The sequence below is a fragment of the uncultured Abiotrophia sp. genome, assembly GCF_938010525.1.
In the GTDB taxonomy this organism is placed as follows: domain Bacteria; phylum Bacillota; class Bacilli; order Lactobacillales; family Aerococcaceae; genus Abiotrophia.
Genome location: NZ_CALLVK010000020.1, coordinates 152,653 through 174,726 on the forward strand (window position 1 = coordinate 152,653; position 22,074 = coordinate 174,726).

The 22,074-nt window shown below is 45.7% G+C and carries 21 protein-coding genes, 2 tRNA genes and 1 pseudogene; 3 read left to right on the forward strand and 21 right to left on the reverse strand.

What is annotated here, in order from left to right; all coding sequences use genetic code 11:
- Positions 1-34: 34 nt before the first annotated feature.
- The 13 genes from Q0339_RS04545 to Q0339_RS04605 all read right to left on the reverse strand — a co-directional run bounded on the left by Q0339_RS04545 (position 35) and on the right by Q0339_RS04605 (position 12,570).
- Positions 35-946 carry an LPXTG cell wall anchor domain-containing protein gene (locus Q0339_RS04545; RefSeq protein ID WP_298077629.1) on the reverse strand — a complete coding sequence of 304 codons (912 nt, stop codon included), beginning with the start codon at positions 944-946 and terminating at the stop codon, positions 35-37.
- Positions 947-1,159: 213 nt separating this feature from the next.
- Positions 1,160-1,969 carry a phosphonate ABC transporter, permease protein PhnE gene (gene phnE / locus Q0339_RS04550; RefSeq protein WP_298077630.1) on the reverse strand — a complete coding sequence of 270 codons (810 nt, stop codon included), beginning with the start codon at positions 1,967-1,969 and terminating at the stop codon, positions 1,160-1,162.
- Between the two features lie 12 nt (positions 1,970-1,981).
- The gene (gene phnE / locus Q0339_RS04555) at positions 1,982-2,812 is read right to left on the reverse strand and encodes a phosphonate ABC transporter, permease protein PhnE (RefSeq protein ID WP_298077631.1); all 831 of its coding nucleotides are present in this window, start codon (positions 2,810-2,812) and stop codon (positions 1,982-1,984) included.
- 6 nt (positions 2,813-2,818) lie between these two features.
- The gene (gene phnC, locus Q0339_RS04560) at positions 2,819-3,565 is read right to left on the reverse strand and encodes a phosphonate ABC transporter ATP-binding protein (protein WP_298077632.1); all 747 of its coding nucleotides are present in this window, start codon (positions 3,563-3,565) and stop codon (positions 2,819-2,821) included.
- Positions 3,566-3,696: 131 nt separating this feature from the next.
- Positions 3,697-4,722, reverse strand: coding sequence for a PhnD/SsuA/transferrin family substrate-binding protein (locus tag Q0339_RS04565; RefSeq protein ID WP_298077633.1), 1,026 nt, complete (start codon positions 4,720-4,722; stop codon positions 3,697-3,699).
- Between the two features lie 198 nt (positions 4,723-4,920).
- The gene (locus tag Q0339_RS04570; RefSeq protein ID WP_298077634.1) at positions 4,921-6,222 is read right to left on the reverse strand and encodes a trypsin-like peptidase domain-containing protein; all 1,302 of its coding nucleotides are present in this window, start codon (positions 6,220-6,222) and stop codon (positions 4,921-4,923) included.
- Positions 6,223-6,472: 250 nt separating this feature from the next.
- Positions 6,473-6,853 (reverse strand): metalloregulator ArsR/SmtB family transcription factor, encoded by a 381-nt coding sequence (locus Q0339_RS04575; protein WP_298077635.1) that lies wholly within the window; start codon positions 6,851-6,853, stop codon positions 6,473-6,475.
- 11 nt (positions 6,854-6,864) lie between these two features.
- A complete protein-coding gene (locus Q0339_RS04580; RefSeq protein ID WP_298077636.1) occupies positions 6,865-7,599 on the reverse strand; it encodes a type II CAAX endopeptidase family protein in 735 nt (244 codons plus the stop codon).
- Positions 7,600-7,619: 20 nt separating this feature from the next.
- Positions 7,620-8,654, reverse strand: a complete 1,035-nt coding sequence (locus tag Q0339_RS04585) for a hypothetical protein (protein WP_298077637.1) — start codon at positions 8,652-8,654, stop codon at positions 7,620-7,622.
- A gap of 36 nt (positions 8,655-8,690) precedes the next feature.
- A complete protein-coding gene (locus Q0339_RS04590) occupies positions 8,691-9,044 on the reverse strand; it encodes a Spx/MgsR family RNA polymerase-binding regulatory protein (RefSeq protein WP_035364786.1) in 354 nt (117 codons plus the stop codon).
- 166 nt (positions 9,045-9,210) lie between these two features.
- The gene (gene lacD, locus Q0339_RS04595) at positions 9,211-10,206 is read right to left on the reverse strand and encodes a tagatose-bisphosphate aldolase (RefSeq protein ID WP_298077655.1); all 996 of its coding nucleotides are present in this window, start codon (positions 10,204-10,206) and stop codon (positions 9,211-9,213) included.
- A gap of 29 nt (positions 10,207-10,235) precedes the next feature.
- Positions 10,236-11,384, reverse strand: a complete 1,149-nt coding sequence (gene nagA / locus Q0339_RS04600) for an N-acetylglucosamine-6-phosphate deacetylase (protein WP_298077639.1) — start codon at positions 11,382-11,384, stop codon at positions 10,236-10,238.
- A gap of 19 nt (positions 11,385-11,403) precedes the next feature.
- Positions 11,404-12,570: an SIS domain-containing protein gene (locus Q0339_RS04605; protein WP_298077641.1), complete on the reverse strand. Its 1,167-nt coding sequence runs from the start codon at positions 12,568-12,570 to the stop codon at positions 11,404-11,406.
- Positions 12,571-12,777: 207 nt separating this feature from the next.
- Between Q0339_RS04605 and Q0339_RS04610 the strand changes: the two genes are divergently transcribed.
- The gene (locus Q0339_RS04610) at positions 12,778-13,485 is read left to right on the forward strand and encodes a glucosamine-6-phosphate deaminase (RefSeq protein ID WP_298077642.1); all 708 of its coding nucleotides are present in this window, start codon (positions 12,778-12,780) and stop codon (positions 13,483-13,485) included.
- 112 nt (positions 13,486-13,597) lie between these two features.
- Here the strand turns inward: Q0339_RS04610 and Q0339_RS04615 are convergent, their stop codons facing one another.
- From Q0339_RS04615 to Q0339_RS04640, 6 genes are all read right to left on the reverse strand, one after another.
- Positions 13,598-14,509, reverse strand: a complete 912-nt coding sequence (locus tag Q0339_RS04615) for an ROK family protein (RefSeq protein ID WP_298077643.1) — start codon at positions 14,507-14,509, stop codon at positions 13,598-13,600.
- A 38-nt stretch (positions 14,510-14,547) separates the two neighbouring features.
- Positions 14,548-14,730: a hypothetical protein gene (locus Q0339_RS04620; protein WP_070755150.1), complete on the reverse strand. Its 183-nt coding sequence runs from the start codon at positions 14,728-14,730 to the stop codon at positions 14,548-14,550.
- Complete coding sequence (gene gnpA / locus Q0339_RS04625) at positions 14,731-16,902, reverse strand: 1,3-beta-galactosyl-N-acetylhexosamine phosphorylase (RefSeq protein WP_298077644.1); 2,172 nt, start codon at positions 16,900-16,902, stop codon at positions 14,731-14,733.
- A gap of 46 nt (positions 16,903-16,948) precedes the next feature.
- Positions 16,949-17,812: a carbohydrate ABC transporter permease gene (locus Q0339_RS04630; protein WP_070755148.1), complete on the reverse strand. Its 864-nt coding sequence runs from the start codon at positions 17,810-17,812 to the stop codon at positions 16,949-16,951.
- A 15-nt stretch (positions 17,813-17,827) separates the two neighbouring features.
- Positions 17,828-18,721, reverse strand: coding sequence for a sugar ABC transporter permease (locus Q0339_RS04635; protein ID WP_298077645.1), 894 nt, complete (start codon positions 18,719-18,721; stop codon positions 17,828-17,830).
- A 146-nt stretch (positions 18,722-18,867) separates the two neighbouring features.
- On the reverse strand, positions 18,868-20,181 hold the full coding sequence (locus Q0339_RS04640) for a carbohydrate ABC transporter substrate-binding protein (protein ID WP_298077646.1): 1,314 nt from the start codon (positions 20,179-20,181) through the stop codon (positions 18,868-18,870).
- Between the two features lie 168 nt (positions 20,182-20,349).
- On the opposite strand from Q0339_RS04640, the gene Q0339_RS04645 reads away from it, so the two are divergent.
- Both Q0339_RS04645 and Q0339_RS04650 read left to right on the forward strand, forming a co-directional pair.
- Entirely contained in the window at positions 20,350-21,246 is an 897-nt protein-coding gene (locus tag Q0339_RS04645) for an AraC family transcriptional regulator (RefSeq protein ID WP_298077647.1), read from the forward strand.
- Between the two features lie 231 nt (positions 21,247-21,477).
- Positions 21,478-21,708: pseudogene (locus Q0339_RS04650) on the forward strand (glycine radical domain-containing protein); the annotation flags it as partial.
- Between the two features lie 131 nt (positions 21,709-21,839).
- Here Q0339_RS04650 and Q0339_RS04655 read toward each other — a convergent pair.
- A tRNA-Leu gene (locus Q0339_RS04655) sits at positions 21,840-21,923 on the reverse strand.
- Between the two features lie 9 nt (positions 21,924-21,932).
- Positions 21,933-22,003, reverse strand: a tRNA-Cys gene (locus Q0339_RS04660).
- Between the last annotated feature and the right edge of the window lie 71 nt (positions 22,004-22,074).

Genomic DNA, 22,074 nt, shown 5'->3' on the forward strand with positions numbered 1-22,074 from the left:
AAAAAGCCATGGTTTGAAACCATGGCTTTTTTGTCTAGAGACGGCGACGGCGCATGAGGATGAGGCCGATGGCTGCAAGCACCAATAGTGCTCCTACTAGCAAGAATGGCAGGCGGTCCACTTCACCTGTGTTTGGCAGGCCTTTCTTATTTTCTCTCTTGCTTTCTTTCTTAACCTCTACCTTACTTGAGCTTTGACTTTCTTTTGATTCAGATTTAGACTCAGAAGACTTAGATTCGTTAGGTTTTGAAGACTCGTTCGGCTTGGATTCACTTGGATTAGAAGCTGAGGATTGGGAAGACTCAGCTGGTTTGGATTCTGCTGGCTTAGACTCTGAAGCTTGTGATGCCTCTGCCGGTTTCGATTCTGCTGGCTTAGACTCTGAAGCTTGCGATGTCTCAGCTGGTTTGGATTCTGTTGGCTTAGATTCTGAAGTTTGTGCGCTCTCTGCTGGCTTTTGTTCAGGCTTAGGCGCTGGCAATGAAATAACGGGTAGTACTTGTTTATCAGATTCATCTTCCAGTGGTAACTGCGCCAAGTAGCTATCGAATTTTTTCTTGAGCGCCGCAAAGTTTTGAATGGTTTGGCTGGCATCATAAACGCTAGCGGTCACCATACCTTCAGATGTTTCGCGTTCTTTGGTTGGTTTATATTCCTTAACACCCGCCATACCGTCTTTTTCAAGACCTTGTTCTACTAGCCACTTATGAGCTGCAGAGACAGCTTGATCACGGTTACCCTCTACCAAAAAGTAGAAAACAAGCCCTTCTGTATTATCTTGGGCATTGATCAGAACATAGCGCACAATGCTGTGCTCCTTAGCTTGCGCTACTTGGCTGGCCTCTGCCTCATTATTTGACGCGGTAGCTTGTGCGGTGACCGGATAGCTTCCTAAAACACCGGCTACCAAACCCAAAACTAAAATTCCTTTCGACCACTTTTTCATGGTGAATCGCTTCCTTTCCTTTTGTTACACTTATTGTAACTCTGTTACAGGAGTATTACAAGTGAATCTTTGTTTTTTATCATTTATTTCCCGGATAATTCATAAATTCGCCACATTTCCCTTATTAACGGTTCCATTTCAGCACACTAAATATTACAAAAGTATTACAAAGATAAAAAAGCCCCTATTTTCATAGGGGCTCAAAGCTTTTATTTAACCTTGGGTCAAACGTTTGCGAATGTAACTAGAGCTATACTCAACAATCAGGATAAAGGCAATCAGACCAATCAAAATGGCTCCTACTTCATCCCATTTGTAACCGTTAATAGCAAAGGTCAACGGTGCCCCAATCCCGCCGGCTCCAACAACCCCTAAAATCGTGGCGTCACGTAGGTTCATATCGAAGCGGAAAATCAGGGTGGAAATTAAACTAGACCAAAGTTGGGGAATAATCCCACAGCGAATTTTCTGGAAGGTGGAACAACCAGCCGCATCCAAGGCCTCTAGTATGGAATCATCTAAATCGTCAATGGTTTCCGAGAAAAGTTTGGAAATCATCCCAATCGAAGTGACCGATAGGGTCATGACCCCAGCGAAAGCACCTGGACCAGTTACACGAATAAACATGAGCCCATAAACGAAACTTGGAATAGTCCGAACCGCCATCACAAAAAGGCGTGTGATGACCGTAATGGGCATTGGCATGACTTTACCTGAAGCCAGAAAGGCCAAAGGGATAGAGAAAACAGCTCCTACAATGGTTCCCATAAAAGCAATGGCTGCTGTTTCTAGGAGTAGGTGGAGTACACCACTCTCCCCTAAACCAAGTAAGGTTTCCAGGTTAGGATGGAAAATCCCGCTAATAATATTGAAGGCAATAGTTGGGCCCTTTTCAGAAATATCAATAGAACCCAAGGCCGACCAGGACCAGACAATAAGTACTACTAAACCTAGCACCCATAAGGCCTTAAAATACTTGTCCGAGCTACGCGATTCATACATTTCATTAATCTTATCAATCATGGCGCGGACCTCCTAAGTTAGTTTAGAGCGCAAGTAGCGACTGGTATACTCGATAATCAGGACCGTCACATAGAGAGCAACTAGAATCATGCCCAAATTCGTGTACTCACGCCAAGCGATTTTCTCATTCAAGATGACCCCAATCCCACCGGCGCCAACCCATCCCAGAATGGCCGCATGGCGGACATTCCCTTCAAATGTATAGAGTGAAGAGGCCAGATAGGATGGTAAGACTTGAGGCAGAATGGCTCCCATAAAACTATAGACACGGTTAGCCCCCAGGGCTTCCATGGCTTCAAAAGGTTTCATATCGACCGTTTCAATCATCTCATAGAGTTGCTTAGCCATAAAGGAGAAGGTGAAGATGGCAATAGCCACCGTCCCGGCAAAGGTCCCAATCCCAAAGATCAGGGTTAAAACACTGGCATAAATCAAGGTTGGCACTGTTCGAATCAAACTTAGGACTAATTTCATAGAGCCGGTTACCCAACGATTGACAACCATGTTGTAAGAAGCAATCACAGCGGCTGGGATAGCCAGCAAGGCTCCAATGACAGATCCTAAGATAGACATTTTAATGGTGTCTAAGAGTGGTCCTTGAACGGATGACCAGTAATCCCAGTTAGGTGGATACATCCGCCCTAAAATAACAAAGAACTGATTTCCTCGCTTGAGCAAGGTCGACATCTTGAAGCCAGTTAGCTCTATAGAATAATAGAAAGCTAGGACAACCAAGATGAGATAAAGCCAGGTTAGAGAAGGTTTTTTGCTGATGGTTTTACCGTTTGGGAGGGTACGGGTTCGTGGCCCCCACAAACGATGCCAGAATGCATTCATCATCATATCCCCCTATTCAATCGCTTGGCCCTTGTAAATCACATCCAAAATTTCAGGAGTGACTTGGTCAGAGGGACCATCATAGACAACTTCCCCATCACGAATACCAATGATCCGCTCGCAGTATTCCAGCGCTAATTCCACATGGTGAATATTGAGTAAAATCGAAATCTTGTCATCGCGATTAATCGCTTGGAAATCTTCCATTACGGCTTTGGCAGTCACAGGGTCTAAGGCTGCAACCGGCTCATCGGCTAGAATAATCTCTGGATTCTGCGCCAGAGTACGTGCTAGGGCCACCCGTTGTTGCTGCCCCCCGGAGAGTTGATCTACCCGAGTGTAGGCTTTTTCTAGGATGCCTACGCGGTCCAAGGCGGTCAGCGCTCGAATTTCTTCTTCTTTCTTATAGTAACCAATGAGAACCCGCCAAAAAGGAATATCTGGTACAAAGGCATTCATCACATTGCTGATGACAGATGCCCGCGTTACTAGGTTGAAAGACTGGAAGATCATGCCAATTTTACGGCGAAAACGACGTAGACTTTGGCCTTTCAATTGACTAACGTTGGTCCCATTAACGGTTAGCTCCCCTTCACTAATAGGATGCATACAGTTGATGGTCCGGATTAGGGTAGATTTCCCCGCCCCAGATAAACCAATAATCCCAACAAACTCACCTTGTTCTATGGTCAAGTTGACATTCTTCAGAGCCGTCACCCCATTGGGATAGCGCTTGGAGACATTCTTGAACTCTATCATGTGTAATCCTCTCTTCTCATTATAATGGCAGACAAGAAGCAATCCTTAGAAATACTTCTGTTGTCTGTGCTCTCTTATCACAAAAAGAGCAGAGCCTCACCGAGACTCTGCCGTCTTGAGCGTCATGCGGACTAGTTGCCCTTAATTAATTTTTGCGCTTCGCGCTCTTTGTTGTAGTCTTCGTCTTTGGCTTCTTTATAACCGGTGTGGTTGTAAATCTTGATGACTTTCTTACCTTCTTCGGTCTTAGCAATATCCATCAAGGCTTTCTTGATTGCTTCGTTCAATTCAGGTGAAACAGTTGTGGAAGTCTTGCTAGCAGATACAGTATCGTTGACGATGTCTGGCGTTACGCCGATAACGTTAGTTGCTTCCCAGATAGGTGCTGAAGCGCCCATTTCTTTTTGCCACTTGTCAACGTTGTCGCGACGTAGGTCAGCATAACCAACAACAATATCCACTTGTTCAGCAGCCAAACGGGTCATGGCATTGGTATAAGAATCAGATTGTACCACGTTAGCTAAATCGGTAATCTTCTTGCCAAAGTTTTCTTTGAGCCAGAGGGTTGGATAAATGTAGCCAGATGCTGATGAAGATGAGAGAACAGTCCATTTAGCAGAGTTGAGGTCGTCCCAAGTTAACTTCTCACCCTTATTGACTTTCTCAGCTAATTCCTTACCTTTGGCAGATGGGCCAGCTAACACCAAGCCTTTGTAGAAAGTTACTTGCTCATCAGTAGGTTCGGTTGCTTTCTTGTCATTCCAGTCTTTTGGCTCAGCAGAGTTTTTGTTAAGCCCTTGACGAGTAGCAGTTAAGAGAACTTCCACATCATCAGAAAAGAGTACATAAGTCCCTGAAGGGATAAAACCATAGTCAAGAGTCCCTGATGCTAATCCTTCCCCTACAGCTTCAAAGTTAGTCCCTACTGTGATTTCCACGTTCTCAACTTCAAAACCATTTTTAGCAAGTTCGTCTTTCAATAATTGCTTGAGTGGCTCGGTTGATGTTACGATTTCATCTGGGTTACGTGACGGTACGAAACCAATCTTGATGGTATCGATTTTTTCTGCTGCTTTAGCAGTAAACGGTGCGGTTAATCCGGCCACGAAGGTCGCGATTAAGGTGAAGATGGCAAAAAGCTTCAGGCTTTTTTTCATTTTAAGGATCCCTCCAACAAAAATAATAGATTCTACCCAAATTATAGCAAAACCCTTTCTTCCGGCAAGAAAAAAATTATCAAAAGTGCCTTTTCGCTGGTTTTATTTTTCAAATGTTCGTGTTTTTTGGACCTGGCTTGAGCCATCATAAAAAGCCCACGCCTCCTTGCCGGAGGTGTGGGCGAGCATTATTGACTACTAACGTTGGCCTGGGAATGGTAGGCGCGGCGTTTGGCCTTCTTGACCTTCTTGGCCATTCTCTTGCTCTTGACCTTGTTGGCCTTGTTGATATTGTTGGAGATTATTGTTGCTTTGTTGCTCAGGTTGGGCACCAAGCGTTACTTGGACTTTGGTTTCCTTTCCTTCTCTGAGGACGGTTAGCTCTACTTTGTCACCTACATTATAGGCATAGAGCTCCCGACGTAATTCCAAGATATTCTTGATTTCCTTATCGCCAATTTTAGTGATAACGTCATATTTCTTGAGGCCTGCCGTTTCAGCTGGTGAGCCTTTGACCGTATCGGTTACCACGACCCCATCCGTTTGGTCGGACTTGAGTTTGAGAATTTCGGTCTTAGACCGGCTAGTGATATTAGCCAAGTCATTTTGGCTAATTCCAATGAAAGGCCGGGTAACTTTGCCGTCTTTTTCTAGCTGCGCAATGACGCGTTGAACTTCCTTAGACGGAATGGCGAACCCCATCCCTTCGACGTCTACATTCGAGAACTTACTTGAGTTAATACCCACTAGGTCGCCATCCTTATTGAGTAGCGCACCACCGGAGTTACCAGGGTTGATCGCTGCTGAGGTTTGAATGAGCGTGGTCTCAATATCGGCTTGACCGTCCTTGTTGAGGTCCATTGGCACAATCCGTGATTGACCAGAAATAATCCCTTGAGTCACAGAGTTAGAGAACTTGCTACCTAGAGGTGACCCAATAGCAATGGCGATACTCCCTACCTTGGTTGCGTCAGAGTCGGCAAACTTAATGGCCGATTTGACATTCTTAGACGAAATTTTGACAACGGCTAAGTCAGACACCGCATCGCGGCCAACTAATTCGCCATCTTCTGTGGTTCCATCAGCTAATTTAACCTTTAGAGAGTTCGCATTCTCCACCACATGGTTATTGGTTACTAAATAGGCAGAATCCCCGTCAATCTTATAGATAACACCACTACCCTCACCTGCTAATTTTTGGGAGGCACTCGGATCTTCCAAGTCTACTTGGTTTTCGCCACCCGTTCCATAGCCATATAAATTATTTTGTTGGCTTTCTTTCTGGTAGTTTTGGATCGATACGACAGAGTCTTTGGCCTTCTCAACAGCCTTCATAATGGTTTCTTCAAATTCACTGGCTGTTCCTTGGGCTTGGACCGTATTCGTCTGATTTTGAGCTGCCGTCGGTGTCACAACATTTTGCAAGGACAAGCCACTTAAGATAAGTGCGCCCCCTGTTAAAGAACCTACGGCTAATTTAATGATTTTTCTGTTTTTCATCGATCTTCCTCTTTTCTCTCCTATGAGTTTATTGTTTTTCTTGATGCTTCTATCCTAACACCGACATGTGAAAAGAATTTGAAAATTATATTACAAAGCAGGTATTTAATTGGTAAAGAATCCAGATTTTAAGACGCATTTCACGGCAATTTCATTCACATTTTGATTGCTAGACCCCGCTAGTTTCTACATAGGCTTATTCACAGAAACAAAAAAGACTAGGAGCCAGCTCCCAGTCTAATCTTGATGACTAGCATTCATGAATCTTACCACATTTTGGACAGCGCCCTCGCATGCGATTAGCTAAATCAATGAATTTGCAAACCAATTGGCTATCCAAAGAATAGATCACATGCTTACCTTCCTTCTCTGAGCGAATAATCCCATGCTTGCGCAAAGTAATCAGATGGTGAGAAGTCGTCGCTACAGTTGCATCAATTAAGCGTGAGATTTCATAGACACAGAGGCGTTCATAGACCGTCAAGACATGCATAATCTTCACTCGGTTGAGATCACCCAAAACCTTGAATAAGGCTGCCTGTGCGGCCAGTTGATCTGGATCCATGACTTCCTTGAGTCGCTCACATTCCGTGCTAATCACTTGTTCTTCTAGACATTCATATTCTGCCATGTCTTCCCTCCTTATAGGCCATGCATCATCATGACAGCCACACAGTTATTAATGATATGTACACAGATGGCATATTCAAGCCGTCTGGTTTTCAAATAAGTCAGACCCAGTATTAAGCCCATACCAGCATAGAGGCCCCATTCTAACGCATTAGCTGGCTGATGTAGGAGACCAAAAATGACACTGGATATTGCCAGACCTAGCCAAGGTAGCTGGGGCAGTAGATACTTCATCAGTAAGCCCCTGAAGAGAATTTCTTCGACAATAGGCCCCAGTATGGCCAAGGCCAAAAAGGTTAAGAGGAAGGGGGCACCCTGTGTCGATACTTGCAAGGCCGCCTGATTCTGAGTGGTCTCAAAGGCTGGGTTGTAAGCAATCAGGACTTGGTCATAAATTGTCAGGTAGCCATACATAATCCCGTAAATAGCAAAACCTCCGACTAGGAGCTTCCATTTATTGAGTGTCCAATCAAAGAGCTTAAAGCCCCAAATAGAGACCCCTAGGATTAAGACCACTAAAGCTATGGCCTCCAGAATGACAAAAGCCCAAGGATGTATATAGACCAAGTCACTTAAATCGGCACCTACTAAGTCATAGGAGTCGAGCCCTGATTGAGCCAGACCATACTGTATCAATCCCCACTCGGCCAAAATTTGGCTGGCCAGATAGGCTCCCATCAGCAAAAGCACCTTCCACCAGCTGCCCTTAACAGGGTCTTGCCAGGCTTGGTTCATTCTTTGCCACATGTGCCTTCATCTCCTCTTGCTTAGTTAATCAATTTTTCCAGTTGGATAAGACCTTGGAACCAGTCTGCACCTAAGACTTCGTTGAATTGTTCTTGACTTAAGACTGCTTCCCCTGTCGGCTCCGTCAAGTGAGTAGCTTTCAAATCTAAATGGTACTCCAAAGCCAACTTGCCTTGAATCAGACCAACTGTGATTTTCTTATTGGCATAATCCAAGGTGATGGTCCCATCGTAATCATCGGAGAACAAATCAAAAGTATCCTTGAGTCTTGGGAAGTCAGCTTGATGCTTCTTCATAATAGCCGTCCACTGCTTGCCAGCCCCATCCGATAATTCATAGCTTAACACTTGGCCGTCTTTCTTACTTGGTTGGGGTTGACTCGCTAGCCATTCCGTCAAAACCGCTTGATAGAAGGCCTGCCAATCTTGGCTGATTTGATAACTAGTTTGGGCCTGTTCTGTAGAATCTAAGGCTACAAATTTATCTTTGAGTGCGGTGGTCTTGCTTTCATCCAGATGAGCTAATTTATCTAGGGCCGTATCCTTCACAGCCTCCGCTTGACTATTAGCCACTTGCTTGGCAAAGCCCATCAAATCTTCAACTGCCTGCCAAGCAGCCGTCACTTTGCCCTCTGATAGTTTCATCATGGCAGTAAAAGGCAGGGCGTGCGAATCTGTTTGATGCAAGTAACGCATGTCACCAGAATTGATGGTAACCAAGGTTTTCCCCTTAGGCTGGCCATTATCACGGCCATCGATTAAGGCCACATTCATGACTACGCGCGCCTGGTCGTGATAGAGAGCAGTTAGGATTGTTTCTGGCTGGTCTAATTTAATCTCTGGTAAGTCTTTATTGGGATCCTCTTGCTGACTAGAGGACTTACTAGAGTTGGAACTTTCACTCGTCGGCTGACTTGATTGTTCTGAGCCAAACTGGGTCACAGGCGATAAATCTTGGCGTTCTTGCGCACCAATCTGGGAAAGGGCCTGTGGCACCACTAAGAGTTGGTTGGCTAAGATTAGGGCAAGGGCACATTTTTTAAGTGATAATTTCATAGGCTTTGACTCCTTTATTGTGGGGAAAGAGTAGCGTTAGCGCTGGTTTAAATAGGCTTTGACATCTGGGCCGACAAAGACCTGTCCTTGATCCGTCAACAGAATAGGACGCTTGACTAACATGCCATCGGTCGCCAGAAGCTCGAATTGTTGGTCCGAGCTTAAGTCATCCCAACGGTCTTTAAGGCCCATGCCACGGTAAAGCTGGCCGCTAGTATTAACTAGCTTCTTGGTCGAGCTGAGACCAGCCTGCTGGTACCATGTTTTTAACTCTTGAGCGCTAGGACGATCCACATTAATCTCGCGATAGTGATAAGTAAGGCCTTGGGCCTCAAGTAGTCGCTCTACCTCCCGGCAGGTCGAACATTTTTTTAGACCGATTAACTCCATGGTTTTCCTCCTAGCTCTACTTGGTTAAGTAACATTCAAGTAGGTATTTGATATTCTTCACCTCCTCATTCTACCACAAAAACCTAAGAAAAACTAAGGATATTCGCTAGACGCAAAAAGACACCCCTTCCTCACGGAGAGGAGAGGGTGTCTGGTATTCACTTACTTAATCTAAGACAGACAAGCGCTTAGTCCACGGTGTTGCGGTGCGCGCTAAGACTTGGTTAAGGGCTTCAATATTGGCCTTACCTTGCGATTCTAGCCAGTCACGGCAAGCTTGCTCACCTTCTGAGGCGAAGATTGGCACAGCATCCTTCCAAGTTGCACGACCACAGAGTACCCCATTGAATTCAGCACCTGCTTCTTTGGCGAAGTCCAGGGTTTCTTGGAAGAGTTGCGCAGAGACACCTGCACTGAGGTAGATATATGGCAGATGGGTTGCCTCGCTTTGTTCTTTAAAGAGTTTGAGCGCTTCTTGACGGCTATAGAGCACTTGATCTTCAGCAAAACCTTCTACGTACTTCATATTAACGGGTACTTCTACCTTCAAGACATCAACATGGTAACGTTTGTGGGAGAAAATCTTCATGGCTTCCAACACTTTATGAGGTTTTACTTTAGCAAATTCCGCCCCCTTCTCATCATTGAGGGTCGCATCATAGGAGACAATTTCTAAGAAGAAAGGAATATCTTCCGCCTCACACTCAGATCCGATTCGTTCAACGAAGGCGTGTTTGCGTTCATTAATCGCTTCATCTTCATCCGCATCATAGTAGAGCAGGAACTTAACCGCATCTGCCCCTTGTTCTTTGAGGCGGTAAGCAGACCATTCAGGCAACAAGTCTGGCAAACGACCAGGTTCAGAGGCATCATAGCCTGTTTCTTCATAGGCTAAGAGCAAGCCCGCGGCGATTGAACGACGTGCAGCCGCAGGTAAGCCATACTCTGGATCTAAGAGAATTGACGATGCGTATGGTGTCAATTCCTCGGAAATGGCAATCTTAAAGTCTTCAACAGCGCGTTGCACATCTTCAACGCCACCACCTGAAGCAATCATCTTACGCAAGGAACCACGTTGGTCAATGGCTAAGGCAGAGATAACCCCTGCTTCAGTCGATAGTTCTTGTAATTTTTCATATTTAGCTTTTGATACTTGTCTCATCATTGTTCTCTCCTTTTATGAGGCTTGTTTTAGGCTTGGTAGCGGAGCTCGCCGTCTAAATAAGTCGCTTCTAATTCTAATTGATCGCTAACTACGATGAAGTCAGCTTCATACCCAGGGGCAATTCGGCCACAGACCGAATCAATGCCAACCGATTGCGCAGGTGTTAGAGAGGCCATGCGCAGAGCTTCTGCGGGGCTTACTAGACCCCAATCCACAACATTTTTAACCCCTTGTTTGAGCTCTAAGATAGAGCCCGCTAAGTTGCCGGTGTCCTTGAGACGGGCAGTCCCATCTTTGACCACTACTTCAAATTCCCCTAGGCGAGACTGACCCTCGCCCATACCACCAGCCCGCATACAGTCTGTAATTAGGACGGTTTCCTTAGGACCTCTGGCACGAGTCACCACACGAGCTGCCGCCGGATGAACATGGTGGCCATCACAAATCATTTCAGCAAAGACCTTGTCTAAGCTCAAAGCCGCCCCTACCATACCTGGGTTGCGGTGGTGAAGACCGCTCATACCGTTGTAGATATGTACAAAGATATTGGCGCCGGCATCAACTGCTGCAGCCGCTTCTTCATAGGTTGCGTCGGAATGAGCCAAGGCCGTATAGACGCCTTTGGACTTGGCGAATTCAATGAATTCCTTGACACCCTTACGTTCAGGAGCAATGGCAATCTTATTGACTAAGCCATGTGACAGTTCGTGCCATTTGGCGAGTTTTTCAACGGATGGGTCGCTCATGTATTTAGGGTTTTGCGCCCCTTTGTATTTTTCAGTGAAGAAAGGACCTTCTAGGAAAATACCACGAATCTTAGCTCCGGTCACCTCTTGATAGTGATTCCCAATCGTTTCGCAGACATCATTCAACAACTCGGCAGAAGAGGTCAAGGTGGTTGGCAACCAAGAGGTCACCCCACAGGATAGGAGACCTTCGGAAATCACCTTAATGCCTTCAAAGTCATTATCCATGACGTCATGAGACTTGTAACCATGAATGTGGGTGTCCACAAAACCTGGGGCAACAATGGACTGGCTATAGTCTTTGATTGGGGCATCTTGTGGCTCTTCCATCAGGATGGGACCAAACTTCCCGTCTTCAATGGTCAAATAGGCCTTATCAATGACTTGGTCATCGAGCACAATTTGCTTAGCATAAACATAGTATTTCATACGCTTCTTCCTTTCTTATCTAGGCGTAAGGATGAATGGTGACACCCTTCACGACACGGTTGACTGTGCCACTTGGCGATGGAGTGTCTGGTTTGTTGTGGACATGAACAGAGGCCAGCAGAGCCAAAACCTGACCAACTACTAAATATGGGAAGGCCAGATAGGCATCCGGTAATTGACTGTGAGCCAAATCGAAATCAAAAACCTCTACCCCAGGCGCAGCCTCGGTTCCCACTTGAATGGCTACAACGGCTTGGGCAATCTGATCACCGGCCAATTCAGCTAGGATATCTTGGTCATAGAGACGGGTGTAGGCTTGGTTGGAAACAAAGACTAGGGCCAAGGCCTCAGAATTTACAAAGGATTTAGGCCCGTGACGGAAGCCCATGCTAGAATCATAAACGGTTGCCAATTGCCCCGCCGTTAACTCTAGGATCTTCAATTGGGTTTCACGACCCAGGCCTTCAAAGCCACCCGATCCCAGATAGATGACACGCTGTGGATTCTTAGCTATCAAGGCATGAAGCTGACCTTCGCGAGCCAAGACTGTCTCAGCCATTTTGGCAATCTGGTCAACATAAGCCGCCTTATCGGCATCAGAAGCTGGGTCAAAAACTAGCAAGGCGGTAAGCATCATGCAGGAGAAACTCCCTGTCATGGCAAAACCTGCATCATTGGAGCGGCTTGGCTGCAAGAGCACTAGGTTGTGGTCATCCCCTTGCGCGGCTTTGGCTAAATGCCCTTCTGGCGCACAGGTAATGGTTAATTGATAGAAATCCTTGACCATGGACTGGCCCAGTTGGACTGCCGCCACGCTCTCTGGCGAGTTACCACTACGGGCAAAGGACACCAAGAGGGTTGGCAAATCTGCTTGGAAGACGGTCGCCGGATTGGAGACAATGGTCGTCGTCGGCTCGTGACGGAAGTTAAGTCGAGACACGTCGTTAACTTGACGTAAATAATTTGTAATGGCTTGTCCAACATAAGCAGATGACCCTGCTCCTGTAAAAATCACTTCTAGGCGCCCATAAGACTCTAACAAGGTACCTACAAAGCCCTTAATTTCTTCCTGACGGTCAAGATACAATTGATAGGTTTCGCGCCAGATAGAAGGTTGTTGCTTGATCTCTCGCGTTGTAATTTCAGCACCTAGTGCCTCTAACGCGGCTTTGTCTAATTCAAACATGGCCTAACTCCTCTACTGATTTTTCATTATATTTATATTTTACTCTGTAAGGGCTTTTCTTTCAATATGCGTTTCGACCAAAATTAAACTGAAACTTGTCTTAAGTAACAAAAATAAAAATTTTTGTCTGTACATGAAGCGCTACCATGTTTTTTGTGGTACACTAAGGTTAGATTAATTCATTGCAATTTTTGGAGGTATTATTCCATGGAAATACTTGTTTATGATCAGTTCGATACGGCATCCGATAAGGCCTTTGACTTTTTCGTCCAGGCGCTGGCAACTGGTCCCAAAACCTTTGGCTTAGCAACTGGTTCGACTCCCGAAGCGCTCTACCAACGTTTAGTAGAGTCCGATTTAGATTTTAGTCAATCAGTTTCTGTCAACTTGGACGAATACTATGGCTTGTCTAGCGACCATCCAAAGAGCTATCACTACTTTATGCAGCAACATCTCTTCCAGCACAAGCCTTTCAAACATTCCTATCTGCCTGACGGGGACCAAACTGATAGCGACTATGAAATCAAACGCTATAATCAAGTCCTAGCAGACAACCCCATTGATTTACAAATCTTGGGGATTGGCTCTAATGGTCATATTGGCTTTAATGAGCCAGGGGCACCATTCGATGGCTTGACCCAACTAGTCGATTTGACTCCATCCACTATTGAGGCTAACAAACGTTTCTTCGATCGAGTCGAAGACGTGCCGACTCAAGCTTACAGTATGGGGATTGCTTCCATCATGGCCGCTAAGAAAATCATCCTCATGGCTTACGGCGAAAAGAAAGCTGATGCTATTTACGGACTGGTTGAAGGGCCTGTGACCCCTGATCTGCCAGCCAGTATCCTCCAGCGTCACCCTGATGTGACCCTCCTCTTGGACAAGGCGGCTGCAGCTAAACTTCATCTCTAAGAGAAATTTCCCATTATATCATATATGATATAATGGGATTTTTTATTAGGCTTAAAATCAGAGCAAGAGGGCTAGACTCCGGTGTCTAGCCCTCTTGCTGAGGCTCCCCTATTTAAAAGACTTGAATATCCTGGGCAGGCATCACTAAGAAGCCAGCCCCAATAATTCCGTTATCTCCCCCCAGGTCTGTGACCCGAATGTGAGGCAGAATATGCATTTGTTCTTTGTGGGCATAACGCTCTAGGACCGCCTTAATCCGCTCCACATAGAATGGATTCTTGACTGCCACGCTACCGCCAATGACAATTTCTTTAGGATCTAGGAGGCAGATCATAGCGAAGAGTCCAATGGCCACCCCCATGGCACTTTGGTCTACTAATTCATTGGCAATTTGTTCCCCTTTGAGGGCACGAGCGAAGACTTGGGCCACCGTAATCCGATCATCCAGATAGAGGGCGCGAGCCATGGCCTCAATCCCAGGGCCAGCGCAAACACTTTCCAAAGGACGCAGGCCAGTAGAGGAGGGCACTGGCAAGAAGCCAATTTCACCTGAGAAACCATCACCGCGAATAATCTGATGGTTGACGATATTAGTGCAGGCAATCCCGGTTGAGACCGTCAAATAGCCGAACACATCCAGCGGCCCCATGCCAGCCAAGCGATATTCCGCATAGGCAGCCGCCTTGACGTCATTCTCAATGGCGATTGGTACTTGCGCATAGCGGTCCGCCAGGCGCGCTACCACCGGAAACTTCTCCCAAGGGATATTATTTTGGAAGATAGCTACCCCGTTTAGGCTATCCACCTTGCCTGGTATCCCTAAGCCGATACCGGTCAAATCCGATACATCCACCCCTGCCTCTGCTAGGCAGGCGTCAATGACACCTACTACGCATGCTAACATGGCCTCACTGGAAGAGGTATCGCTGGGCACTTGAACACGGTGAGTGATATGTCCCTGCTCATCAATGATAGCCGCCGCTACCTTAGTTCCGCCGATATCCACACCCATTGCTTTTCTCATTTTCCTTCCTCCTCTCCTTTGGTAGAGCCATCCGGCCTTTAATCGCGTTTAGGATGGTTAAAGTCGTAGTTATAGTCAAAGAGCACCGCTAGTAAACCTGCCAAAGCTAAGAGCATGCCCAAAAGATTCTCTCGGCTAACCGTTGTTTGAAGGTGAATGATAAAGCCAACGCAGACCAAGGCAACCAGAAGACGAATGAGAACACGAATTTTATGAGACATCTAAATCTCCTCCCATCGAATTTCGCTCGCAGCCAAGGAAACTTCATGGCTAATTCCTTGACCATCATAGACAGTCGTTACTTGTGGCTCAGCGGTATTATTTACAACTGCATACTTGCCCTTAGCTGGGTAGGCATGAACCTCAACAGCTGGGTTGCTACTATGCCATTTATTAAAGTCAGCTTCCTTATGTGCCGCATAGTAGAGGGCACGCATGAGTAAACGCGTATTGTCAATGCTGTAAGGTAAGCCAGCTAGGTAGACCCCACGACCTTGACCATAATCGTGTGCTGCCATATGAACTTCGCCATTGCTGTATTCTAAAATTTCTGTCTCTTCACTTAGGGCATAGAGGTTATGCATGGACTCCCCGAAATCTGGCACCTGACCAGTCACTAAATCTGCCGTAATAAAGTGACTGCCTTGGGCTTGAGTGAAGTATTTGTCGGTCGATAGGGAGAAGCCTAACTCCTTATCCACCCCAAGAATTTCAGCTAATTGGAAGAAACGACCATTTTGAAGATGGGCACTTGGTTCGCCAACGCCAACCAAACCGCCGCCTTGGTAGACGAAGCGACGAATGGCACTTAACAATTCTGGGCGTGCCCAATGTTGGCCACCACTAAAGGCGGTTCCGGCATCGCCTGCGTTAATTAAGACGTCCACATCTGCCGGCACGCCGTCAGCAATCACCTGGTCAAAACTCAAGAAGACTACCTCAACCGCCGCACCACTGAGGGCTTCTAGAATCCCTAAATAGGAGTAGATTTGCTTATAGTGCAAGGCATGCGCCACCATGTGCGTTTGCCAGGTACGAAGTGCTCCCCAAGCATTGAGAATCCCTACTTTTAGCCCCACATAAGGCTTGGTGTCTTTGACAATGGCGTAGATATCCCGGAATTCATCCGCCACTTCTTCGATATAGGAAACAAATTTAGGGAATTTATAGGCAAGGCTGAGATAACCCCCATAACCAATCCGGTCAACCGGCTTACGCATAATGGCCCGGCGTGCTGTCAGCCAATTCTCGTTAGCTTCAATGGTCGGATCATTTCCTTCATAGAAGGTATCTGGGAAGAAGTATGGCAGGAAGCGACCTTCGGTATATTTAACATGTGGAATATCGGCAATCATCCGCAAGGTAGCCCCGCCTCCGACTGATCCAACTACTGCGTCCAAGCCAATATCTTTGAAATAAGGGCCATAAGGTTCGGTCCCAATCCAGTTATCGCCTAGGAACATCATGGCTTCTTTGCCTGCTTCATGTACGATATCCACTAACTTCTTGGCTTCTTGAGCCACAAAGTGGCTTTGGAAATCGACATAGTCTAAGTAGGCCTTAGAAGGCACGCGGAAAGCCGTGTTATAGTAACCTTGATCAACAAAGTCTTCCGGTCTCAGACGATAACCTTTGGCTTCTTGGAAGGCTAGGATGGCGGCTGGTGAGACAGAAGCTCCATAACCAAACCAGTCGACAAATTTCTCTTTGGCCTTGTCATTGAAGACGAGGGTGAAATGGTAGAAGAAGGTGGTAAAGCGGACCACATCCGTCTTAGGATTTTCCTGGCACCAACGTCTGAGGTAGTCTGACATGAAGCGGTTGGAATGTGGCTGACGCACATCAAAAGGAATATCATGAGCCACTGAGTCGCCCCAATTATTAGTGATATGGTTATACATTTGAGTTGGGTCCCAAATCTTATAAACTAAGAAGGAAACCGTATATTCATGGAAGGGCTCTGCCCCTTCCACAAGCACTAGGTCCCGCTCTTGATCCACCTGCCACTGGCTGCTTGGGACTACTTGGCCAGTGGTGCGGTTAATGACTTCCCACCACTCCTTAGGATCATGGTGATAGTCAGGTACTACTTGTTCCCGATAGTAGCCCTGCATGAAATCAATGGCTAAGCTTTCTTTGCTTGCGGTATGGAAGGGCGACATCAAATAGAGTTGTTGGCACTCTTCCATATGGTCTTTGATAAAATCATTATGATTTCGAGCTACAAAATAGGTTGTATAGATAGAAGCATCTAAATCTTTGACGGCTTCTTCTAACTTGGTCCCATCGGAATCGCGGATGGCATCAGCTCCCCATCGATCTAATAATTCTTGAGTTTGCGCAAGGAAATTGCGCTCACTTGGTAAAGTAAGTCTGCCTTTTGATTTGGCCATTTACTACATCTCCTTCGTCTTCTAAGTCTCAATATCAAGGCTTGGCTTATTCCTTGGAGCCGCCCGCTGTCATCCCCTCGGTCAGACGCTTCTGAACGAAAATATAGAGGATGAGGGTTGGCAACATGACCATGACCATGCCGGCGTAAAGTTGACCATATTGTTGGGCCGCATTTTGCGCTGCCATTAAGTTCATCAAACCTACCGGCAGGGTCCGTAACTCTTGTTTATTCATCAGGGTAAAGGAAATGATGTACTCATTCCAGAAGCCTAGGAAGTTAAAGAGAATAACCGTGATAATACTTGGCTTAGCCATAGGAATCATAATCCGCATCATGGTCGTGAAATGATTAGCTCCATCAATCGAAGCCGCTTCTTCAAAAGTTGACGGCAAGGTCATGAAGTAGCTAGACAAGAGATAGATGGTAAATGGCAGAGAGGTTGCCGCATAGACCAAGGCTAGGATGAAGCGGTTGTTTAAGAGCTCTGGCATCATGGCAAAGCCTTTTTTTGCATCGACCAACATCAAGAAGATAGGTACTACAATGTAGTTAACGTTGATGAAGAGTCCACCCTTAAAGAGTTGACGTAAAAGGCCACGGCCTGGGAACTCAAAACGCGCTAGAACATAAGCGGCTGGCAAGGCCAAGGCTAAGAGAAGCGCCAAAGCCATAGCCGTTACGACTACCGAGTTGAAGACATAAGCTCCCATGCTAGCCCGGTTCCAGGCATCGACAAAGTTCTGCCAGTAGAGTCCCATTGGCAAGGACCAAGGCGAACGGTAGAATTCTGAATTTTCCTTAAGTGAGGCCAGAAAGACCCAACCCACTGGCACAATAATCGAAATAGCCAGGAGCGACAGCACTAAGTAGATAAAAATCTTGTATAAACGATTCGTTGAACGACTCATTTGACTGGCTCCTTTCTAGTATTCAAGAATGTCCCGCTTGGTTACGGCACTAACGACCGCTGACAAGACGAAGGAGAAGATGAAAATAACAACCCCAATGGCCATCCCGTAGCCATAGGATGAGTTGGTATAGGCTTGCCCATACATGTAGGATAAGACTACCGAAGATGCTCCGTTTGGCCCTTCGCTGGTCATGGTTTGGACCAAGAGGAAGCTGAGGTTGATGGTAGAAATAATGAAGAAGGTCAAGGTAGTCCGAATGTTATTCCAGACTAGTGGCAGGGTCACGGCGAAGAACTGCTTAACCTTACCCGCCCCATCCAAATCTGCTGCTTCATAGAAGGAAGTTGGGATATTGGCCATTGATGCCATGTACATGACCATGTAATAACCAATAGCCTGCCATACTAAAGCACCAATCAAGGCATAGAGCACCAACTGCTTGTCCCCCAACCAAAGAATCGGTGGAGCCTGCTCCCCTCTAAAGATTGCCAAGAAAGAATTTAACATCCCGTTGTTAGGGTCATAGATGGCGGAGAAAATACCGGAAATAACAACGATGGATAAGATATTTGGAATATAGAAAATTACCCGGAAGAAGTTTTGTCCCTTAATTTTCTCTGTCGATAGAATGGAAGCGAAGAGAATGGCAATGGCTAGGGTAATAATGGTCACCAGCACAATTAAGACAATGGTATTTTGGAAGGCTCGAATAAATTTAGTGTCGTTGAAAAGTTTGATAAAGTTATCGAAATACACGAAAGTCTTTTTGGCTGAGAATCCACCCCACTTGTAGAGGGACATGCGAAAGACTTGAAATGTCGGATACAACATGAAGAGGGCGAACAAGAGGGTCGCAGGTATCACGCAAATCAAGGCAAAGCGGGTTTTGGATGCTTTTGAATTCATGATAAGTACTCCTTTCTAAATCGCCGTGCTGGCGTCTCTTATAAGTATGACCCTGGCTCATAAGAGGCATCAACACGTGCGTTATCAATAAAAGTCCCACTCCCACCAAGGCGGAAGTGGGCACTATGTCAATGCTTAAGCTAGCATTAGTGGCTGATGCTGTCGTGGAATTGTTTCATTACTTCTACGACGTTAGATTGCCAATCTTTCACGCTGAGGTCACCAGATACTACAGAGTTGAATGCTTCGTAAAGTGTTGCCTTGAGGTCTACCCCTTCGATGGCTTCAGCAGATACGAAACCACCTAAACCTGGTAATACGCCTTCGTCATAGATTTTATAGAAGACTTGTTTTTCAGCTGGTAACTTGCTAATCAAACCTTTAACTGGTTGAACAGCCCCGTGTTTAGCGAAGATTTCAGCTGCCTTGTCAGAGTAGAGGAAGGCAATGAATTCTTTGGCTGCTTTTTGTTGTTTAGCTTCTTTTGGAATCCAGATATGTTCCAAGAAGGTATAAGCGTATTGTTTGCCACCTTCTTTGAGGGTTGGCACAGCCGCCATGCCCCATTCGAAGCCGTCAGCACGTGGTGCATCTTTCATTTCGTCCACAACCCAGCTACCATTTGGCATGAAGAGGGCTTTGTTGTCTAGGACTGCTTGTTGGTTCTTAGTGAAGCCGTCTTTGTTAGCATTAGCCACAGTAGTTGCTTCAGTGTTCTTAGCTAACTCACCTAAAGTTTCGAAGACCTTGGTTAACTCAGCGCCAGACCAAACTTCTGGATCGTAGTTCATGGCTTTGTTGAAGAGCTCTGCCCCACCAGCGGAGTAGATTACGCTAGAGAAGAAGGTGTCTAAATAGCCAGCCGTTGGATAGGTGAAGAGGGCAATGTTTTCTTTCTTAGCTTCTTCAGCTAATTTCCACATTTGATCCCAAGTCTTAGGTACTTCCCAGCCTTTTGCTTTGAAGAGCGCCTTGTTGTAGAAGAGACCAGTTGGAGAGTAGAACATTGGCATTAAGTAAGTTTTGCCATCGTTATATGGGTTAGTTGATGTAGAATCAGTAAAGCCTGGTAAGAGTTTTTCCTTAACTGTCTTGTCTTCACCTGGAACCTTCAAATCCAAAACATCGGTTAAGTCAGCTAATGCCTTATCCTTGATTAAGGTTTCTGGTAAAGCTTTCTTACGGCTTTGTGCCAAGAGCACTACGTCAGGGTAGTCACCAGATTGGAGACGTGGGGTGATCGCATCTTCGAGTTCCTTTTCCATGGTCAACTTGATGTCGACATTTGGATTGACTTGCTTATAGGCTTCAATGATTTCTGGCCATAACTTGGTCCCATAAGCTGTTTCGATGGCTGCGAAGTCTAAGGTCACCTTTTCTTCTGCTGACACATTGGCAACTCCGAAGAAACTTGGCAAAGCACAAGCTAAAGCAGCTGCTGATACTAAAGCTTTTTTCATGTAAAACACTCCTTATAAAATTTTATTGGATCTTACACTCTTATCATACCATAGGTGCAACCGTTTTACTTGCAGATTCTTGTTGTAAACTTGCAGATTCTTGCGGATTGTTGTATAATGTAACTAGATAAATGATAGCGTTTTAATAACTTTAAGGAGTGTCCCCACATGTATATTCGCTATACCATCACCCATAAGCCTGAAGAGGTCAGTCAAAATCATTTCCAGGTTCTATCAGTTAATATTGTCTCCTATGATGCTAACTGGCATTCCACTATGCATCACCACAATTTCGCCGAAATTTTCTATTGTTTGGACGGATCTGGTTACCTACTGACTGAATTCGGGCGGACTCCCATCCACAAACACTCTCTCCTACTCGTCAACCCCTTCATCGAGCATACGGAGCACACCTCCCTTATCTACCCACTCAAGTATCTAGTAATAGGGATCAAGGGGCCAGAGATTATTCTACCCTCTCACGCTACAGATAATGGGCTATTTAGCTTCGAAGACAGCAACCATCAGTTCTATCGTCTTATCCGTGAAGTTATGACAGAATGTGAATTAAATCAGCCTTACTCTAGCCAAATTATCGACCATTTAATTAATTCCTTGATTCTTAGACTTAATAACGTGGCTAATAGCCAGCTAGCCATGGCACGGGAGACGCCCTTATCTGCCAGTGTCAGCTTAGCTAAGCACTACATCGATAATCATTTCTCCAAGAACATTAATCTTGAGCAATTAGAAGAACGAGCCCATGTTTCTCGCTTCCACTTATCCCACCAATTTAAGGAAGAACTCGGCCTCTCACCTATCAACTACCTCAATCAGGTTCGCCTAGGGCAGGCCCAAGAACTCCTACTGACTACCAATTACACTGTACTGCAAATTACCGAAATGGTTGGTTTCAATTCCGTCTCCTACTTCTCCAATAAATTCCACGAGGCAGTCGGCATGACACCTCGCGCCTATCGTAACCTCCATGCCTCAAGCCTGATCCAAACAGGCAGTCTCAAAGAATCGTATCGGCTACCCGATAATTTGGTAAGAAAAAATTAGCACAGTTTCTTTATGAAAAACCACTGATCTTCGCATCAGTGGTTTTGTTGTTAAATCAATGAATTTTTATGAAAATATGCCATATCTTATTAGTCAATATCGATACTTTTTACACTAAGTCTAAACAAGTACAAAGTCTATAATAACAACAGTTGTTGCGCTTTCTCGGTTTTTATGGTATAATATAGTTATCAAAATCACAAAGAGGTGTTTTTTATGGTAAAAGCGAGTAAGGAACGTTGCGAAAACTTAGTTGCTCTGTTGGACGGTTACTCCAAAAAAGGCGGTCACCATCTTAACATCAACGTATTTGACCGGGATACTTTAATGGATGCTATGGAACATCCAGAAAACTACCCTCAATTGACTATTCGTGTGTCTGGTTATGCTGTTAACTTCAACAAATTGACCCGCGAACAACAATTGGACGTTATCAACCGTACAATGCACGAAGGCATGTAATCTTGCCTTTAGCCCTGGCGCTTGCTAGGGCTCTTTTATTTGGATCATATTCTTACTATACAAAAAGAACCTTGAAGATTGCTTCAAGGTTCTTTTTGACTCATGCTTTCCTATCATTTCTGATGGAAGAATACCGGCGGCCGGGGTCGAACCGGCACGCCCTCGCGGGCACTGGATTTTGAGTCCAGCGCGTCTGCCAATTCCGCCACGCCGGCATATCAGGAAGGCGGTAACCGGATTTGAACCGGTGATGAAGGTTTTGCAGACCTCTGCCTTACCACTTGGCTATACCGCCATCAAAATATAAAAAAACTGGGGTAGCTGGATTCGAACCAACGAATGACGGAGTCAAAGTCCGTTGCCTTA

Bases quoted from the DNA above. Each gene is read 5' to 3' on its own strand.
- Q0339_RS04545 (WP_298077629.1), bottom strand. From the start codon at position 946: ATGAAAAAGTGGTCGAAAGGAATTTTAGTTTTGGGTTTGGTAGCCGGT.
- phnE (WP_298077630.1), bottom strand. From the start codon at position 1,969: ATGATTGATAAGATTAATGAAATGTATGAATCGCGTAGCTCGGACAAG.
- phnE (WP_298077631.1), bottom strand. From the start codon at position 2,812: ATGATGATGAATGCATTCTGGCATCGTTTGTGGGGGCCACGAACCCGT.
- phnC (WP_298077632.1), bottom strand. From the start codon at position 3,565: ATGATAGAGTTCAAGAATGTCTCCAAGCGCTATCCCAATGGGGTGACG.
- Q0339_RS04565 (WP_298077633.1), bottom strand. From the start codon at position 4,722: ATGAAAAAAAGCCTGAAGCTTTTTGCCATCTTCACCTTAATCGCGACC.
- Q0339_RS04570 (WP_298077634.1), bottom strand. From the start codon at position 6,222: ATGAAAAACAGAAAAATCATTAAATTAGCCGTAGGTTCTTTAACAGGG.
- Q0339_RS04575 (WP_298077635.1), bottom strand. From the start codon at position 6,853: ATGGCAGAATATGAATGTCTAGAAGAACAAGTGATTAGCACGGAATGT.
- Q0339_RS04580 (WP_298077636.1), bottom strand. From the start codon at position 7,599: ATGTGGCAAAGAATGAACCAAGCCTGGCAAGACCCTGTTAAGGGCAGC.
- Q0339_RS04585 (WP_298077637.1), bottom strand. From the start codon at position 8,654: ATGAAATTATCACTTAAAAAATGTGCCCTTGCCCTAATCTTAGCCAAC.
- Q0339_RS04590 (WP_035364786.1), bottom strand. From the start codon at position 9,044: ATGGAGTTAATCGGTCTAAAAAAATGTTCGACCTGCCGGGAGGTAGAG.
- lacD (WP_298077655.1), bottom strand. From the start codon at position 10,206: ATGAGACAAGTATCAAAAGCTAAATATGAAAAATTACAAGAACTATCG.
- nagA (WP_298077639.1), bottom strand. From the start codon at position 11,384: ATGAAATACTATGTTTATGCTAAGCAAATTGTGCTCGATGACCAAGTC.
- Q0339_RS04605 (WP_298077641.1), bottom strand. From the start codon at position 12,570: ATGTTTGAATTAGACAAAGCCGCGTTAGAGGCACTAGGTGCTGAAATT.
- Q0339_RS04610 (WP_298077642.1), top strand. From the start codon at position 12,778: ATGGAAATACTTGTTTATGATCAGTTCGATACGGCATCCGATAAGGCC.
- Q0339_RS04615 (WP_298077643.1), bottom strand. From the start codon at position 14,509: ATGAGAAAAGCAATGGGTGTGGATATCGGCGGAACTAAGGTAGCGGCG.
- Q0339_RS04620 (WP_070755150.1), bottom strand. From the start codon at position 14,730: ATGTCTCATAAAATTCGTGTTCTCATTCGTCTTCTGGTTGCCTTGGTC.
- gnpA (WP_298077644.1), bottom strand. From the start codon at position 16,902: ATGGCCAAATCAAAAGGCAGACTTACTTTACCAAGTGAGCGCAATTTC.
- Q0339_RS04630 (WP_070755148.1), bottom strand. From the start codon at position 17,812: ATGAGTCGTTCAACGAATCGTTTATACAAGATTTTTATCTACTTAGTG.
- Q0339_RS04635 (WP_298077645.1), bottom strand. From the start codon at position 18,721: ATGAATTCAAAAGCATCCAAAACCCGCTTTGCCTTGATTTGCGTGATA.
- Q0339_RS04640 (WP_298077646.1), bottom strand. From the start codon at position 20,181: ATGAAAAAAGCTTTAGTATCAGCAGCTGCTTTAGCTTGTGCTTTGCCA.
- Q0339_RS04645 (WP_298077647.1), top strand. From the start codon at position 20,350: ATGTATATTCGCTATACCATCACCCATAAGCCTGAAGAGGTCAGTCAA.